15 protein-coding genes are annotated in these 15,555 nt (G+C 68.1%); 12 read left to right on the forward strand and 3 right to left on the reverse strand.

The window, feature by feature from the left end:
• The first annotated feature begins 16 nt into the window (after positions 1–16).
• On the forward strand, positions 17–655 hold the full coding sequence (locus ACNKW1_RS02935) for a pyridoxamine 5'-phosphate oxidase family protein (protein ID WP_418363353.1): 639 nt from the start codon (positions 17–19) through the stop codon (positions 653–655).
• Positions 656–689: 34 nt separating this feature from the next.
• Here ACNKW1_RS02935 and ACNKW1_RS02940 read toward each other — a convergent pair whose 3' ends face one another.
• Positions 690–1,880, reverse strand: coding sequence for a class I SAM-dependent rRNA methyltransferase (locus ACNKW1_RS02940; protein WP_418363092.1), 1,191 nt, complete (start codon positions 1,878–1,880; stop codon positions 690–692).
• 288 nt (positions 1,881–2,168) lie between these two features.
• On the opposite strand from ACNKW1_RS02940, the gene ACNKW1_RS02945 reads away from it, so the two are divergent.
• The 4 genes from ACNKW1_RS02945 (at position 2,169) to gstA (ending at position 7,787) form a co-directional block, all read left to right on the forward strand.
• Positions 2,169–5,192 (forward strand): diguanylate cyclase, encoded by a 3,024-nt coding sequence (locus ACNKW1_RS02945; protein WP_418363093.1) that lies wholly within the window; start codon positions 2,169–2,171, stop codon positions 5,190–5,192.
• 114 nt (positions 5,193–5,306) lie between these two features.
• Complete coding sequence (locus ACNKW1_RS02950; RefSeq protein ID WP_418363094.1) at positions 5,307–6,578, forward strand: bifunctional O-acetylhomoserine aminocarboxypropyltransferase/cysteine synthase; 1,272 nt, start codon at positions 5,307–5,309, stop codon at positions 6,576–6,578.
• A gap of 83 nt (positions 6,579–6,661) precedes the next feature.
• On the forward strand, positions 6,662–7,111 hold the full coding sequence (gene dtd / locus ACNKW1_RS02955; RefSeq protein WP_418363095.1) for a D-aminoacyl-tRNA deacylase: 450 nt from the start codon (positions 6,662–6,664) through the stop codon (positions 7,109–7,111).
• A 70-nt stretch (positions 7,112–7,181) separates the two neighbouring features.
• Positions 7,182–7,787, forward strand: coding sequence for a glutathione transferase GstA (gene gstA, locus ACNKW1_RS02960; protein ID WP_418363096.1), 606 nt, complete (start codon positions 7,182–7,184; stop codon positions 7,785–7,787).
• Positions 7,788–7,978: 191 nt separating this feature from the next.
• Here the strand turns inward: gstA and ACNKW1_RS02965 are convergent, their stop codons facing one another.
• Entirely contained in the window at positions 7,979–8,527 is a 549-nt protein-coding gene (locus ACNKW1_RS02965; RefSeq protein WP_418363097.1) for a sterol desaturase family protein, read from the reverse strand.
• Entirely contained in the window at positions 8,520–8,705 is a 186-nt protein-coding gene (locus tag ACNKW1_RS02970) for a hypothetical protein (protein WP_418363098.1), read from the reverse strand. The genes ACNKW1_RS02965 and ACNKW1_RS02970 overlap by 8 nt, the downstream gene beginning before the upstream one ends.
• A gap of 244 nt (positions 8,706–8,949) precedes the next feature.
• Between ACNKW1_RS02970 and ACNKW1_RS02975 the strand changes: the two genes are divergently transcribed.
• From ACNKW1_RS02975 to sufT, 7 genes are read left to right on the forward strand one after another with little or no spacing between them, the layout of a single operon-like run.
• A complete protein-coding gene (locus ACNKW1_RS02975; protein ID WP_418363099.1) occupies positions 8,950–9,465 on the forward strand; it encodes an SUF system Fe-S cluster assembly regulator in 516 nt (171 codons plus the stop codon).
• Between the two features lie 2 nt (positions 9,466–9,467).
• Positions 9,468–10,967 carry a Fe-S cluster assembly protein SufB gene (gene sufB / locus ACNKW1_RS02980; RefSeq protein WP_418363100.1) on the forward strand — a complete coding sequence of 500 codons (1,500 nt, stop codon included), beginning with the start codon at positions 9,468–9,470 and terminating at the stop codon, positions 10,965–10,967.
• A 20-nt stretch (positions 10,968–10,987) separates the two neighbouring features.
• Complete coding sequence (gene sufC / locus ACNKW1_RS02985; protein WP_418363101.1) at positions 10,988–11,773, forward strand: Fe-S cluster assembly ATPase SufC; 786 nt, start codon at positions 10,988–10,990, stop codon at positions 11,771–11,773.
• Entirely contained in the window at positions 11,770–13,158 is a 1,389-nt protein-coding gene (gene sufD / locus ACNKW1_RS02990; protein WP_418363102.1) for a Fe-S cluster assembly protein SufD, read from the forward strand. Before sufC ends, sufD begins: the two co-directional genes overlap by 4 nt.
• A complete protein-coding gene (locus ACNKW1_RS02995; RefSeq protein WP_418363103.1) occupies positions 13,155–14,438 on the forward strand; it encodes a cysteine desulfurase in 1,284 nt (427 codons plus the stop codon). Before sufD ends, ACNKW1_RS02995 begins: the two co-directional genes overlap by 4 nt.
• Complete coding sequence (sufU, locus tag ACNKW1_RS03000) at positions 14,435–14,899, forward strand: Fe-S cluster assembly sulfur transfer protein SufU (RefSeq protein WP_418363104.1); 465 nt, start codon at positions 14,435–14,437, stop codon at positions 14,897–14,899. The genes ACNKW1_RS02995 and sufU overlap by 4 nt, the downstream gene beginning before the upstream one ends.
• A 21-nt stretch (positions 14,900–14,920) precedes the next feature.
• On the forward strand, positions 14,921–15,490 hold the full coding sequence (sufT, locus tag ACNKW1_RS03005; RefSeq protein ID WP_418363105.1) for a putative Fe-S cluster assembly protein SufT: 570 nt from the start codon (positions 14,921–14,923) through the stop codon (positions 15,488–15,490).
• Positions 15,491–15,555: the final 65 nt, after the last annotated feature.

Consider the following 15,555-nt stretch of genomic DNA (forward strand, 5'->3'; position numbering starts at 1 on the left):
CGGAGCCCCTTCGATGATGCGCCAGTCTGCAGCCCCTTCGCCCCGCACCCGGATCCGCCGCCTCCCCGATCGCGCCCGTTACGATGCGGCAACGATCGCCGAGATCATCGACGCAGCGATGCTCTGCACCGTCGCCTTCCAGATCGACGGCAGCGTGCATGCCATCCCCATCACCCACTGGCGGGAAGGCGGCCACCTCTACATCCACGGCGCCAAGGCCTCGCGCATGTTCAAGGCGCTCACCGAGGGCGAGGCCTGCGTGACCGTAGCCCTGGCCGACGGCCTCGTGCTCGCGCGCTCGGCACTGCACCATTCGATGAACTACCGGTCGGTTGTCCTCTACGGGCGCTTCGAAGCGGTGACGGACCCCGTCCGCAAGCAGGAAAGCCTGCAAAGCTTCATAGATGGCCTCTACCCCGGCCGTTGGGACAGCCTGCGCCCGATCACCCGCAAGGAGGTCGATGCCACCGCTGTGCTCCGGATCGCGCTGGACGAAGCCGCCGCCAAGGTGCGCAACGGGGGCGTCAAGGACGAGCCGGCCGATCTGGACTGGCGCGCATGGGCTGGCGTGATTCCCTTGCACACGGTCATCGGCGAGCCCGCCCCGGCGCGGGACAGCGCGGTCAGCAAGGTGCCGGCGACTCGCCTGGGCTGAACGACGAAGCCGTGCGTCGCTCAGGCACCCTGCGTCAACCGACCTGGCAGGCCAGGCCCTTGAGGTACTCGCCTTCCGGCACCGCGAGCCCGATCGGGTGATCCGGCGCAGCCGACAGACGGTAGAGGATGCGCGCATCGACACCGGCGTCGATCGCCGCGCCAGCGACAATCTTCTGGAACAGCTCCTGGCCGATACCGCCCGAGCAGGAATAGGTCATCAGGATGCCGCCCGGGTTGAGCAGGCGAAAGCCGAACAGGTTGATGTCCTTGTAGGCGCGCGCGGCGCGCTCCGCATGGGCCGCGGAGGGCGCGAACTTCGGCGGATCGAGCACGATCAGGTCGAACTTGCGGCCTTCTTCCTTGAGCGCACGCAGGGCCTTGAACACATCGGCCTCCAGCCACTCGGCGCGGCTGGCATCGAGTTGCGGATTGAGCGCGAGGTTGCGCCGGGCAGACGCCAGCGCCGGGCCGGAGGAGTCGATCGACAGCACCGACGACGCTCCACCCGCCAGCGCCTGCAGCGAGAAGCCGCCGGTGTAGCAGAAGCAGTTGAGCACCGCGCGTCCGCTGGCGAGCTGGCCGGTGAGCAGGCGGTTGTCGCGCTGATCGAGATAGAAACCGGTCTTGTGCCCGCCTGCGGCGTCCACCTCCATGCGCACGCCGTTCTCGAGGATGGTGAGCGTGTCCGCAGGCAGTTCGCCATGCGCGCAGCCGGTGCGGGACTCCAGCCCTTCGAGCGCGCGCACTTCGGAATCCGAACGCTCGTAGACCACGGCGCAGCCGGTGGCCTGCACCAGGCCGGCGACGATCGCCTCGCGCCACTTGTCGGCGCCCGCGCTGGTGAGCTGGAGCACCACCACATCCCGGTAACGGTCGGCGATCACACCCGGCAGGCCGTCGGACTCGCCATGGATCAGGCGCACACCCTCCTGACCGTGCAAGGCAGGGATCACCGCGCGCCGCGCAACCGATGCGGCGACGGCACGCTTGAAAAAGGCGTGGTCGATCACGGTTTCGGCGTCGAAGCTCCACACCCGCGCGCGAATCTGCGAGGCGGGCGACCACGCGGCACGCGCCAGCGCCTTGCCCTCGGCAGACAGTACGGTGACGGTGTCGCCCGCCCGCGCGCGCCCGTCGAGGCGCTCGACCGAGCCGGCGAAGATCCAGGGATGGCGGCGGAAAAGCGAACGCTCCTTGCCGGGTTTGAGGACGAGTTGGGCCATGAGCGTGTGCAGAAGGAATGAAGATGGACGATCCGCGAGTGTACCCCGGGCCACGTCCAATGCGCCCAGAGCGGGTAGCGGGATCGGAAAAATGGCGATGAAACCCAACAAATACACAGTTGGATTACTTCGCAAATTGATAGAATTTATTTGTTCGCTCCCAGTTCAGGGGGAGTCGAACACCGTAGCCCGTACGAAGCGACCGACTGTTCAGCGCGTTTACCGGGAGCACGCGTCAAGCGCCTGAAGCACCGTTCCGCACCCAACCCGCACCAGGCCCGATATCTGATGTTCTTCCGTCTGTTCCGGCAGTGCGGCGCCCACCTCGCGGGCCGCAGCCCCGTCGGCCGTCTGCTGGCCGGATGGCTGGTCTTGCTGACACTGCTCGGGGGGTACTGGCTCCACCTCCACCAGACGCATGTGAGCCTGCTGGAACAGGCCCAGACGCTCACCCATCTGCGCGGACAAGAGACGGCCCACGCCCTCGCGCTGCAAACCAATGCCCTGTTGCGCAAGATCGACTACCTCACCGGGCACCTCACCGATCACTGGACGCAGGACGAAGACAAGAAAGCACGCGAGGCACTCCTGCGGGCGCACCTGGCACTGCCCGACGGGGCCCTGAGCAGCGTCAGCGTCACCGATGCGAACGGCCTCGTCCTCTACTCCACCTTGGCCGGCAGAAGCGGCGCGCCCACCGAGCCGCAAGACACTTCCGACCGTACGTATTTCCGTGCCCACCTGCACGGGGGAACGCCCCAACTTTTCGTCGGCCAGCCGGTTCGCGGCAGAGTTTCCGGTGAATGGATCGTGCCGTTCAGCCGCCCCTTGATCCGGAACGGCACCTTTGCCGGAGTGGTAATCGTCGCCGTCTCCTCGGCCCACCTCTCCAGGAATCTGCGGGCGCTCTACCCGAACGCGGAAGACGTTGCCGCACTGGTGCTGGGCAGCGGCCGCTTCATGGCGCACTCAGGACCGCTGGAGGTCGCGCTGGAGACCAGCGTCCCCGCCGATCGCCCCTACCTCGTCCATCCCGACCTGGAAGAAGGCAGCTTCACCGCCGTGGCGCCGGTGGATGGTGTGGAACGCTACTACGCCTGGCACCGGGTGCCCGGATACCCGGTCGTGGCCGCGATCGGGCTGAGCGTGGAAACCACATTCGCCACGGTGCAGAAGACCGTCCGCGACAGCCGCACGCAGAACGCCTTGGGCTCCCTGCTCATCCTGCTGTCCGCGCTGCTGTTCAGCGCCCTGTGGCTGCGCCATGCGCGCCAGGCGAGCGAGCTTGCCCAGGCCCGCGAGCGGTTGGAGAAGCTGGTCACACACGTCCCCGGCTTTCTGTACCAGTTCCTGCTCACGGCGGACGGCCAATCCTCCATGCCGTATTGCAGCCCGGGCGTAGAGGCACTCTTCGGTGTCACGCCCGAGGCACTGGGGCACAACGCCGCGCCGCTGTTCGAGCGCATCCACCCGGACGACCTGGCACCGGTGCACGAGACTATCCAGCGCTCTGTTGCCAAGCTCATGCCATGGCGTGCCGAGTACCGCATCCTCGACCCGCAGGGGCATACGCGCTGGCTGCTCGGCGAATCGAACCCCGAGCCCACCGAGGACGGTGGCATTCTCTGGCACGGTTACATCCGCGATGTCACCGACGAGCACCTCGCAGCGGAGCGGCTGCGCGAGAACGAGCAGCGCCTCCGCCAGGCAATCGGCGCCGTGGGAGACGGTCTGTGGGCATGGGATCTGGAGAACGACGAGCTCACCCTCGATGAGCGGAGCAATGAAATGCTCGGGCGCCCGGGCATCGAGACAACCGATCCTGCCGCGGACATCTTTGCGCTTGTCCACCCTTTCGATCACACGGCGGACCACCAGGAGCAATACGCGAACATCTTCGCGAATCCGGACAAGCCGCTCTCCGGCTCCTTCCGGTTGCGCAAGACTTCGGGCGAATGGGTGTGGGTGCGCACCCGCGGCCGGGTCGTGGACCGAGACGGCCAAGGCCGGCCCGTTCGCGTCGTAGGCACCTTCAGCGACATCACCGAGCGCGTGGCCGACGCCCAGCTTCGCCGCGCCCTGCTCGACCACAGCGTGGCGGCAATCGCCCTGATGGACCCGCAGCGCCGGATCCTCAAGGCCAACGGCCGCGCCAGCGCGATCTTTGCGCCCCCGGGGCGCAATCTGGCCGACATGGAGGCTCCGCAGTTCCACGCCAGTCCGCAACATGAAGCAAGCATGGCCGAGCACTATCGCCGGCTGCGCGAAACGGGGCAAATCAACCTTGAGCTCCCCCTCCTCGACAACCGCGGCACGGAGCGCTGGTTCGATGCCCATGCCGTCATGCTTGACCCCACCGACCCGCAAAGCAAGGTCGTGTGGACGCTGATCGACATTTCGGACAAGCGCGACGCCCGGGCGGCCCTCGCCGCCGAACAACTGCGCCTGCGCACGGTGCTCGAGCGCTTCCCGGGCGGCGTGCTGATCGAGGACGAGAACGGCATCATCAGCTCCGCCAACCAGGGCCTGTGCGAGCTTCTCAGCATTCCGGGCCTGCCCGGCGAACTGATCGGGCTGCAGCACGAAACCCTGTGCATGCGGCTGGGCACCGAGCGAGCGGGCTGGCTGCACCAGCCCGCACCCGATTCGACCGGCGAGAAGCGACGCAGCATCGAGGTCGACAGCGAAAGCGGCGGCACCATGGAGATCGACTGGCTGCCGATCGAGCATGAGGGGCGGCGCCTGGGCCGCGTGTGGCTGCTGCGCGATATCACCGAGCGCAAGACGCGCGAACGCAGGCTCTACGAGCTTGCGGCAACCGACGCGCTGACCGGTCTGCCCAACCGCCGCAGCTTCATGGCTTGCCTGGACGCGGCCATCGACGCGCTGCAGCGCGAACCCGAGCGGCGTGGCGCGCTGCTGATGCTCGATCTGGACCACTTCAAGCACATCAACGACAGCTTCGGGCACGGGACCGGAGACGACGTTCTCCGCCACGTTTCGCACCTGATTCGCCAAAGCCTGCGCCAGCAGGACGATGCAGCGCGCCTAGGCGGAGAGGAGTTCGCTGCGCTGCTGCACGACGTGAGCCTGGATGAAGCACGCGCACTCGCCGAACGCCTTCGCCAGGCAGTCGAGAACAGCCCGGCAGCTACCGTTTCCGGGGCAATCCGGTTCACAACCAGCATCGGCCTCACGCCGCTTACCGGCCGCGACCCCGCTCGCCTGCTCAGCAGGGCCGATCGTGCCCTCTACAACGCGAAGAGCGCCGGGCGCAACCGGGTCTGCCTGCTGGACGAAGGCGCGGATTAGGCATCCGCACCCGACACGGCGGCATGCCGGCGCCTGAACATCCGCGGTTATTTCGATATCCCTTCCGCGCTGGCTATACTCCACGCCACCATCACCGAAGGGGAGACCTCACGCATGAAGCTAGAAACCATCGCCGTGCACGGCGGCTATTCGCCCGATCCCACCACCAAGGCCGTCGCGGTGCCGATCTACCAGACCACCTCGTACGCCTTCGACGACACCCAGCACGGCGCGGACCTCTTCGACCTCAAGGTGCAGGGCAACATCTACACCCGCATCATGAACCCGACCACCGCGGTGCTCGAGCAGCGCGTCGCCGAACTGGAAGGCGGCATCGGCGCGCTCGCCGTGGCCTCGGGCATGTCGGCGATCACCTACGCCATCCAGACCATCGCCGAAGCCGGCGACAACATCGTCTCAGCCTCGACGCTGTACGGCGGCACCTACAACCTGTTCGCCCACACCCTGCCGCAGTTCGGCATCCAGGTGCGTTTCGCCGACTACCGCGACCCGGACAGCTTCGCGGCACTGATCGATGAGCGTACAAAGGCGATCTTTTGCGAATCGGTGGGCAACCCGCTGGGCAACGTCACCGACATCGGCCGCCTGGCCGAGATCGCGCACAAGGCCGGTGTGCCGCTGATCGTGGACAACACCGTGCCCTCCCCCTATCTGTGCCGCCCCTTCGAGCACGGCGCCGACATCGTGGTGCATGCACTCACCAAGTACCTCGGCGGCCACGGCAACTCGATCGGCGGCGCCATCGTCGATTCGGGCAAGTTCCCCTGGGCCGAGCACAAGGCGCGCTTCAAGCGTCTGAACGAGCCCGATGTCTCGTACCACGGCGTGGTCTACACCGAAGCGCTCGGTGCCGCCGCCTTCATCGGCCGCGCGCGCGTCGTACCGCTTCGCAACACCGGCGCGGCGATCTCGCCCTTCAACAGCTTCCTGATCCTGCAGGGCATCGAAACGCTGGCGCTGCGCATGGACCGCATCTGCACCAACACGATCAAGGTTGCGGAGTACCTGAAGAAGCACGCCAAGGTCGAGTGGGTGAACTACGCCGGCCTGCCCGACCACGCCGACCACGGCCTGGTGCAGAAGTACATGGGCGGCCGCGCCTCGGGCATCCTGTCGTTTGGTGTGAAAGGTGGATTTGAGGCCGGCGGCCGCTTCCAGGACGCGCTGAAGCTGATCACCCGCCTGGTGAACATCGGCGACGCCAAGTCGCTTGCCTGCCACCCGGCCTCCACCACCCACCGTCAGCTCTCGCCGGCGGAACTGGCCAAGGCCGGCGTGTCGCCCGACATGGTGCGCCTGTCGATCGGCATCGAGCACATCGACGACATCATCGCCGACCTCGAGCAGGCGCTGGCCGCGGTCTGATTCACCCCGCCGTCGCTCCCGCGACGGCGGCAGTCGCTCTCGACGCCACCTGCGGGTGGCGTCTTTCTTGTGAAGGAACCGGAATGCTCGCAGTGCTGCAACGCGTGTCCGAAGCGCGCGTGATCGTCGACGGCGAGACCATCGGGCAGATCGGCCACGGTCTGCTCGCACTGGTGTGCGCCGAGCGCGGCGACACCCCAGCCGAGGCCGACAAGCTGCTCGCCAAGATGCTCAAGCTGCGCATCTTTGCTGACGAAGCCGGCAAGATGAACCGCTCGGTGCAGGATGTCGAAGGCGGGCTGCTGATCGTGAGTCAGTTCACGCTCGCAGCCGACACCTCCGGCGGCAACCGGCCCAGCTTCGCCAACGCCGCCGACCCGCAGACCGGCCAGGCGCTCTATGCGCATTTCGTCGCCCGCGCACGCACCGCCCATCCACGGGTCGAGACTGGTCGCTTCGCCGCGGACATGAAGGTGCAACTCATCAACGACGGCCCGGTCACAGTCCCGCTACGCATTGCCCCAATGGCTTGAAACCTCCGCACTGCGGCCTGCCTTCCGGTGCATCCATCCACCCGCTTCCAGAAATCAAAGGAGTCCTTCGATGAAGCTGTACATCAAACCCGGCGCCTGCTCGCTCTCGCCCCACATTGCGCTGGAAGAGTCCGGCATGCCCTACGAAACCGAGTCGGTCGACCTCAAGACCAAGGTGACTGCCAGCGGCGCCGACTTCTGGAAGAACAATCCCAAGGGCTACGTACCCGCGCTGCTGCTCGGCAGCGGCGAGTTGCTGACTGAAGGCGCGGCGATCGTTCAGTACATTGCCGACCAGGCACCTCAGAAGAAGCTCGCGCCCGCCAACGGCACAATCGAGCGCTACCGCCTGCAGTCCTGGCTCAACTTCATCGGCACCGAGCTACACAAGTCCTGCAGCCCCTTCTTCCACCCGGCCTCGGGCAAGGAGTGGAAGGAAATCGCCGGTGCCAACCTCGAGCGTCGCCTCGCTTATGTGAACGAGGAGCTCGAAGGCAAGCCCTACCTGATGGGCGAGGACTTCAGCGTCGCCGACGGCTACCTCTTTACCGTGCTGAGCTGGATGAAGTTCGTCGGCATCGACCTGGCGAAGTGGTCCAACCTGACGGCCTTCCAGGCCCGCGTGGCGGCGCGCCCGGCGGTGCAGGCCGCGCTGAAGGCCGAAGGGCTGGCCTGAATGGCTTGAGGCACGAAGCGTCACCGACGGCTCCCAAGTTTGCGGCTGCCGCTGCTCCTGCCGTAAACAAGCGCAGCCAGCCGCAAGCCCCCTCTCCATGACCGACCCATCCTTTCGCTTCCCCCTCCTCGCCGCTGCGCTGCTCGCGGCCTTCGGCGTGGCGCGCCCGCGCGGCTGAGGGCGGCCCGCGTTCAGGCGCGCGGCGGCAGCGTGCCGAAGACGCGGTCCCAGAAATCGGTCAACGTGCCGTAGCCGCAACATTCGTCACGGAAATGATGGAAACCGTGCAGCTGCCGGCGCGCATCCAGCCAGGGCCCGACCGGACGGGTAGCGTGCAGGCGGTGATGCACCACCTCCTGCAGCAGGTTGCCGATCAGCATGCCCGCCGAAAACGGCGTGGCGAAAGCACTGCCGCCCGAGAACAGCGCCGGCAGACCGACGACCGCCAGCACCAGCACGCCGCTGAACAGCACCGGCACGCGAATCGGCACGGCTGCATCACGGTGATGCGCCAGGTGCCAGCACCGGAAGGGCTCGACCCCGTGCAGCATCCAGCGATGCAGGACGTATTCGACCAGCGTCCAGGCTGCAAGCCCCGTGACCACCAGCGCGGCGGCCAGGCCCACGCCCCCATCCGCAGCCAGTGACCACCTCACCCCCAGCGCGACCAGTCCAACGCACGGCACCGCCAGCGAGGCCGGATAGGCAAGCGCCACGCGCAGCATCCAGGGCTCAGCCATCGTCGGCGCGCTCCACGATCTCCCACGCGTACATCAGGCTCGCATCGGAGAAGCCGAACCCGGTCTCCTCGTCCTGCCACCAGCCGAATCCGCGCACATCCACCCCCTCGAAGCGCCACCTGCGCAGCTCGCCGCTGCACAGGCGGATGACATAGCTGCAGCCACTGACGGGTTCCATGCTCTCGACGTCCTCACGATCAGAAGGCCCGCAACAGTCGCGCGCCCTGCTTGAATGATAGTCGGGACGCCCCTTGTCGCCAGCGCGGACAGAACCGCCTTCAGGCGCGACCAGAGACCAGATTGCAGCGGGAGCATACAAGGTGTCCGGCCCCCGTTCGCATCCCCGGCGTGACCCCATCTTGACTAAATAGTACCGTTTTGGTACCTTTAATTTCGACGCCACCCCCTTCGAGCACATTCTCATGCTGCGCATCAGCAAACTCACCGACTACGGCACCCTGATTCTGACCCACATGGCCGGACACCCGGATCGCCTGCACAGCGCCGCCGGCCTGGCCGAAGCGCTCGGGCTCGGACTGCCCACGGTCAGCAAGGTGCTCAAGACCCTCGGCCGCCACGAGCTGGTGAGCAGCCAGCGCGGTGCGCATGGCGGCTATGCGCTCGCCCGCCCGGCAGACCACATCACCGTGGCGGACGTGATCGACGCCCTCGAGGAGCAGGCCTTCGGGCTCACCGAATGCAGCTCGAGCAGCGGCGTATGCGCGATCGAGTCCGACTGCCGCATCCGCGAGAACTGGATGCGCATCAATACCGTGGTGCGCCAGGCGCTGCAAGCGGTCAGCATCGCCGACATGGTGCACCCCGGCCACGGCCCCGCCTTCCCCGCCCCGCACGCCACCGAACACCGCATGCATGGCCCAGCGCGCAGCACCGCGGCCTGCCTTCCTGCCGCGCGCGCAGACGAACAGGAGACTTGAAGATGAACGCCCCCACCCCAGCCACCGCCACCTTCCCAGCCGCCCCCCCCTCCCCGGCCAGCCGCAGCGACGCCATTGGCGCCTTCCTGGAGCAGGACTACATTGCCGGCTTCGAGACCACGCTCGAGACCGACACCGTGCCCAAGGGCCTGTCGGAGGACGTCATCCGCACGATTTCGGCGCGCAAGGGCGAGCCCGACTGGCTGCTCGACTGGCGCCTGCAGGCCTACCGCCACTGGCTGACGATGACGCCACCGAAGTGGGCCGCGGTGGAGTTTCCCGCGATCGACTTCCAGGACATCGTCTATTACTCCGCGCCCAAGTCGAAGAAGGACGGCCCCAAGAGCCTGGACGAAGTCGATCCCGAGCTGCTGCGCACCTTCGAGAAGCTCGGTGTGCCGCTGCACGAGCGCGCACGCCTGGCCGGCGTGGCGGTCGATGCGGTGTTTGACTCCGTGAGCGTGGCCACCACCTTCAAGAAGGAACTGGGCGAGCACGGCATCGTCTTCTGTTCGTTCTCCGAGGCGGTGAAGGAACACCCGGAACTGGTGCGCCAGTACCTCGGCACGGTGGTGCCGCCGGGCGACAACTTCTACGCCGCGCTCAACTCCGCAGTGTTCTCCGACGGTTCCTTCGTCTTCATCCCCAAGGGCGTGAAGTGCCCGATGGAGCTCTCGACCTACTTCCGCATCAACGCCCGCGACACCGGCCAGTTCGAGCGCACGCTGATCATCGCCGAGGAAGGCGCATCGGTCAGCTACCTCGAGGGCTGTACCGCGCCGATGCGCGACGAGAACCAGCTCCACGCCGCGGTGGTCGAGCTGGTCGCGCTCGACGACGCCAAGATCAAGTATTCCACCGTGCAGAACTGGTACCCGGGCGACAAGGACGGCAAGGGCGGCATCTACAACTTCGTCACCAAACGTGGCGACTGCCGCGGCGCGCGTTCGCACATCTCCTGGACGCAGGTCGAGACCGGCTCGGCGATCACCTGGAAATACCCGAGCGTGATCCTGCGCGGCGACGACTCGGTGGGCGACTTCCACTCGGTGGCGCTGACCAACAACCTGCAGCAGGCCGACACCGGCACCAAGATGATCCACATGGGACGCAACACCCGCAGCACTATCCTCAGCAAGGGCATCTCGGCCGGACGCGGCAGCAACACCTTCCGCGGCCTGGTCAAGATCACGCCCAAGGCCGAGGGCGCGCGCAACTACACCCAGTGCGATTCGCTCTTGATCGGCGACCGCTGCGCCGCGCACACCTTCCCCACCATCGAGGTGCGCCACCCCAGCGCCCATGTCGAACACGAGGCCACCACCTCGCGCATCGGCGAAGACCAGCTTTTCTATGCGATGCAGCGCGGCATCAGTGCCGAGGACGCGGTGTCGATGATCGTCAATGGCTTCTGCCGCGAGGTGTTCAAGGAACTGCCGATGGAGTTCGCGGTGGAAGCACAGAAATTGCTGGGCGTGAGCCTCGAAGGCAGCGTCGGCTAAGGACCCACAGGAGAATCGAGATGCTGAAAATCAATAACCTGCACGCCGCGATCGACGGCAAGGACATCCTCAAGGGCCTCGACCTCGAGGTCGCCGACGGCGAGGTGCACGCCGTCATGGGCCCCAACGGCTCGGGCAAGAGCACGCTCGCGCAGGTGCTGGCCGGGCGCGAGACCTACACCGTCACCGACGGCAGCGTGGACTGGGACGGCGCCGACCTGCTCGCCCTTCCCGCCGAGGAGCGCGCGCGCGCCGGGCTCTTCCTCGCCTTCCAGTACCCGGTAGAGATCCCGGGCGTATCGAACGCCTACTTCCTCAAGGCCGCGGTCAACGCGGTGCGCCGCCACCGCGGGCTGTCGGAATACGACGCAATGGACTTCCTCGCCCGCGTGAAAGCCGAGATGAAGGCGGTCGGCATGAAGGAGGAGTTCCTCTACCGCTCGGTGAACGAAGGCTTCTCGGGCGGCGAGAAGAAGCGCAACGAGGTGCTGCAGATGGCGCTGCTCGAGCCCAGGCTCGCGGTGCTCGACGAGACCGATTCGGGGCTGGATATCGACGCGCTCAAGATCGTCGCCGAGGGCGTCAACCGCCTGCGCTCGCCCGAGCGCTCGATGATCGTGATCACCCACTACCAGCGCCTGCTCGACTACATCGTGCCCGACAAGGTGCACGTGCTGTCGCAGGGCCGCATCGTGCGCTCGGGCGGGCGCGAGCTCGCGCTCGAGCTGGAGGAGCACGGCTACGGCTGGATCGACGCCGCGCAGAGCGGCAAGGCCGGTGCCGCCCCCGCGGGAGCACGGCCATGAGCGCGATCGACTTCTGGCTCGGACGCCATCGCGATACCGCCACCGATCTGCCCGGCGCCGACCTGCCCTGGCTCGCCCGCCTGCGCGAGGATGCGATCGACCGCTTCGCCGACGAAGGCTGGCCGACGACGCGGCGCGAGAACTGGCGCCACACCTCGCTCGCCTTCATGGCGCAGCAGGTTTTGGTGGTGCGCGAGGCGGTCACGCCCGAGGCGGTCGTGGCGGCGCTGCGCGCACGCTACCAGGCGGCACGGGGCGCAGCGCATGCGCCCGCGCGGCAGGGCGTGGAATCGGCCCCAGAATCGGCCCCTGAATCGGCCAGCAAGGACGGCCACTGGGTGATTTTCGTGGATGGACACTTCGCCCCCGCGCTGTCCGCCATCGGCGGGCTTCCCGGCGGCGTGCGCATCGGCAGCCTCGCCGATGCGCTTGGGCAGACCCCCGAGGCGGTCGAGGCTGCCTTCGGCGAGGCCGGCGACGGCGAGGCCCCCGCCGCGCTCAACGCCGCGCTGGCCGCCGACGGCGCGTGGATCCGCCTCGGCCGCGGTGTCGCCGTGGAACCGCCGATCCACCTCGTCTTCATCGGTGCCAGGGTCACTGACCAGCACCTGCGCAACCTCATCGTCGCCGAGACCGGCGCGCAGGCGACGATCGTCGAGCACTACCCGGTCGGCGCCGCGGGCAGCACGCTCACCACCGCGGTCACCCGCGTGCTCGCGGCGCAGGACAGCCATGTCACGCACCTCAAGCTGCAGCAGGAGGCGCCCGAGGCCATCCATCTGGCGACGATCGAGGCCGAACAGGCCCGCGGTGCGGTCTTCGCCTCGCACTCGCTGTCCTTCGGCGCGCGCCTGGCACGTCACGACATCCGCACCCGCCTCGCCGGCGAGGGCGCCGAGGCGCTGTTGAACGGCCTCTATCACGCCGACGGCCGCCGCCATGTCGACCACCACACCCGCATCGACCACGCACGCCCGCAGGGCACCAGCCGCGAGTTCTACCGCGGCCTGCTCGACGGCAGCGCGCGCGGCGTGTTCACCGGCCGCATCCTGGTCGCCCAGGACGCCCAGCGCACCGACGCCATGCAGCGCTGCGACAACCTGCTGCTGTCCCGCCTGGCCGAGGCCGACGCCCGCCCCGAACTCGAGATCTACGCCGACGACGTCAAGTGCGCCCACGGCGCCACGGTCGGCCAGCTCGACGAGGACGCCCTCTTCTACCTGCGCAGCCGCGGCGTCGATGCGGTGCACGCGCGTCAGCTGCTGACCTACGCCTTCGCCGCCGAGGTGCTCGACCGCATCGCCCACGCGCCGCTGCGCGCGCTCGGCCGCGCCGCGCTGCTCGAACGCCTGCCCGACGGTGCCCGACTGGAGGAACTGCTGTGAACGCTCCGCGCGATCCCGGCGCGCAGGCGCCCATCCTGGACCTCGCCGCCGACTTCCCCCTCCTGGCGCGGCCGGTGCATGGCCGGCGCCTGGCCTACCTCGACAACGGCGCCACCACGCAGAAGCCGGCGGCGGTGATCGAGGCCGAGGCGCGCTTCTACCGCGAGTCCAACGCCAACATCCACCGCGGCGTGCACTGGCTGTCGCAACACGCCACCGAGCTCTACGACGGCGCACGCGCCACGGTGCAGCGCTTCCTCAACGCCGCGCGCGCCGACGAGATCGTGTTCACCCGCGGCACCACCGAGGCGATCAACCTGGTGGCGCAGAGCTGGGGCCGGCCGCGGCTTGCCGCCGGCGACGAGATCCTGCTCAGCACCCTGGAGCACCACTCCAACATCGTGCCCTGGCAGCTCATGTGCGAGCAGACCGGCGCGGTGCTCAAGGTGATCCCGGTGCTCGACAACGGTGAGCTCGACATGGCGGCCTTCGAGGGCCTGCTCGGCGAGCGCACCCGGCTGCTGGCGATCACCCACGTGTCGAACGCGCTCGGCACGGTGAACCCGGTGGCCGAGATGACGCGGCGCGCGCGCGCGGTCGGCGCGGTCGTGCTGGTCGATGGCGCCCAGGCCGTGGCCCACCAGGCAGTGGATGTGCAGGCAATCGGCTGCGACTTCTACGCCTTCTCCGGCCACAAGCTCTACGGCCCCACCGGCATCGGCGCGCTCTACGGCCGCGCCGAGCTGCTGCGCCACATGCCGCCGTGGCAGGGTGGCGGCGACATGATCCGCACCGTCGCCTTCGACAACACCTCCTTCGCCCCGCCGCCGCAGCGCTTCGAGGCGGGCACACCCAACATCGCCGGCGCGATCGCGCTGGCCGCGGCGATCGACTACGTGCAGGGCGTGGGCCTGGGCCGCGTTCACACCCACGAGCAGGCGCTGCTCGACTACGGCACGCGCGCGCTGCAGGACATCCCCGGCGTGCGCCTGATCGGCACCGCGCGCGAGAAAGCCGGCATCCTGTCCTTCCTGGTCGACGGCATCCACCCCCACGACCTCGGCACCATCCTCGACGCCGAAGGCGTGGCGATCCGCGCCGGCCACCACTGCGCGATGCCGCTGATGACGCGCTTCGGCATCCCCGGCACCGCGCGCGCCTCGCTCGGCCTGTACAACGGGCTGGCCGACCTCGACGCGCTGGTCGCGGCCATCCACAAAGCACAGGCGCTGTTCGGCACGCGCGGCAGCACAGCGCCCGGCAAAGGGAGCGCGGCATGAGCGACATGCAGGATTCGCTGCGCGAGCTGTACCAGGAGGTGATCTTCGATCACAACCGCAACCCGCGGAACTACCGCCCGCTGCCCGCCGCCAGCCACCATGCCGACGGACACAACCCGCTGTGCGGCGACCAGCTCACGGTGTACCTGCAGGTCGAGGACGGCATCGTGCGCGAGGCGAGCTTCGTCGGCCACGGCTGCGCCATCTCCACCGCCTCGGCCTCGCTGATGACCGAGGCGGTCAAGGGCAAGCCGGTCGCGGAGGTCGAGGCGCTGTTCCGCGACGTGCACGCGCTGCTCACCGAAGGCCGCGGGACCGCCGACCCCGCACGCGACTTTGGCAAGCTGGAGGTGCTCTCCGGCGTCAAGGAGTTCCCCGCACGGGTCAAGTGCGCCACGCTCGCCTGGCACACCCTGCACAACGCGCTCGTCGGCGAGCACGAGACCGCACACACCGAATAAGACCTCGAGGAGCAAGACATCATGGGCGACCACTACGGCGAAACCGATTCCCGCGTGCTGCAGCGCGACTGCGCAGCGGTGAGCGTGCCCTGGGGCAAGGCGGAGACGCTCCCCGAGGGCGCCTACGCGCTGGTGACCCAGCGCCTGGGCGGCTCGATCACGGTGATGTGCGGGGGCAACCTGTATCGCATCGACGAGCGCAACGCCGACGCGCTCGGCCTCGAGCCGCAGCTCGCCGCCCCCCCGCCAGTCGCTGCGGACGGCGAGCAGACCGCCGAGAGCATCGAGCAGGCAGCCTGGGCACAGCTCGGCACCTGCTACGACCCCGAGATCCCGATCGACATCGTCAATCTGGGCCTGGTGTATGCGTGCACCGCGGAGGCGCTGCCGGACGGCAGGTTCCGCATCGCCGCCGCGATGACCCTGACCGCGCCCGGCTGCGGCATGGGCACCCTGATTGCGGACGAGGCGCGCGACAAGCTGCTGCAGATTCCCGGCGTGGCCGAAGCCGAGGTCACGCTGGTGTGGGATCCGCCTTGGAGCCGCGAGATGATGAGCGAGGCGGCGCGGCTGGAGATGGGCATGTTCTGAGCCGCTCGATGCGGCACCGAATTGCGGGCGCGGGCGCGGGATCGCACGCGAGAATGTCCGTGCGC

The organism is Thauera sp. WH-2 (genome assembly GCF_048321015.1).
Taxonomy (GTDB): Bacteria; Pseudomonadota; Gammaproteobacteria; order Burkholderiales; family Rhodocyclaceae; genus Thauera.

Bases quoted from the DNA above. Each gene is read 5' to 3' on its own strand.
- ACNKW1_RS02935 (WP_418363353.1), top strand. From the start codon at position 17: ATGCGCCAGTCTGCAGCCCCTTCGCCCCGCACCCGGATCCGCCGCCTC.
- ACNKW1_RS02940 (WP_418363092.1), bottom strand. From the start codon at position 1,880: ATGGCCCAACTCGTCCTCAAACCCGGCAAGGAGCGTTCGCTTTTCCGC.
- ACNKW1_RS02945 (WP_418363093.1), top strand. From the start codon at position 2,169: ATGTTCTTCCGTCTGTTCCGGCAGTGCGGCGCCCACCTCGCGGGCCGC.
- ACNKW1_RS02950 (WP_418363094.1), top strand. From the start codon at position 5,307: ATGAAGCTAGAAACCATCGCCGTGCACGGCGGCTATTCGCCCGATCCC.
- dtd (WP_418363095.1), top strand. From the start codon at position 6,662: ATGCTCGCAGTGCTGCAACGCGTGTCCGAAGCGCGCGTGATCGTCGAC.
- gstA (WP_418363096.1), top strand. From the start codon at position 7,182: ATGAAGCTGTACATCAAACCCGGCGCCTGCTCGCTCTCGCCCCACATT.
- ACNKW1_RS02965 (WP_418363097.1), bottom strand. From the start codon at position 8,527: ATGGCTGAGCCCTGGATGCTGCGCGTGGCGCTTGCCTATCCGGCCTCG.
- ACNKW1_RS02970 (WP_418363098.1), bottom strand. From the start codon at position 8,705: ATGGAACCCGTCAGTGGCTGCAGCTATGTCATCCGCCTGTGCAGCGGC.
- ACNKW1_RS02975 (WP_418363099.1), top strand. From the start codon at position 8,950: ATGCTGCGCATCAGCAAACTCACCGACTACGGCACCCTGATTCTGACC.
- sufB (WP_418363100.1), top strand. From the start codon at position 9,468: ATGAACGCCCCCACCCCAGCCACCGCCACCTTCCCAGCCGCCCCCCCC.
- sufC (WP_418363101.1), top strand. From the start codon at position 10,988: ATGCTGAAAATCAATAACCTGCACGCCGCGATCGACGGCAAGGACATC.
- sufD (WP_418363102.1), top strand. From the start codon at position 11,770: ATGAGCGCGATCGACTTCTGGCTCGGACGCCATCGCGATACCGCCACC.
- sufU (WP_418363104.1), top strand. From the start codon at position 14,435: ATGAGCGACATGCAGGATTCGCTGCGCGAGCTGTACCAGGAGGTGATC.
- sufT (WP_418363105.1), top strand. From the start codon at position 14,921: ATGGGCGACCACTACGGCGAAACCGATTCCCGCGTGCTGCAGCGCGAC.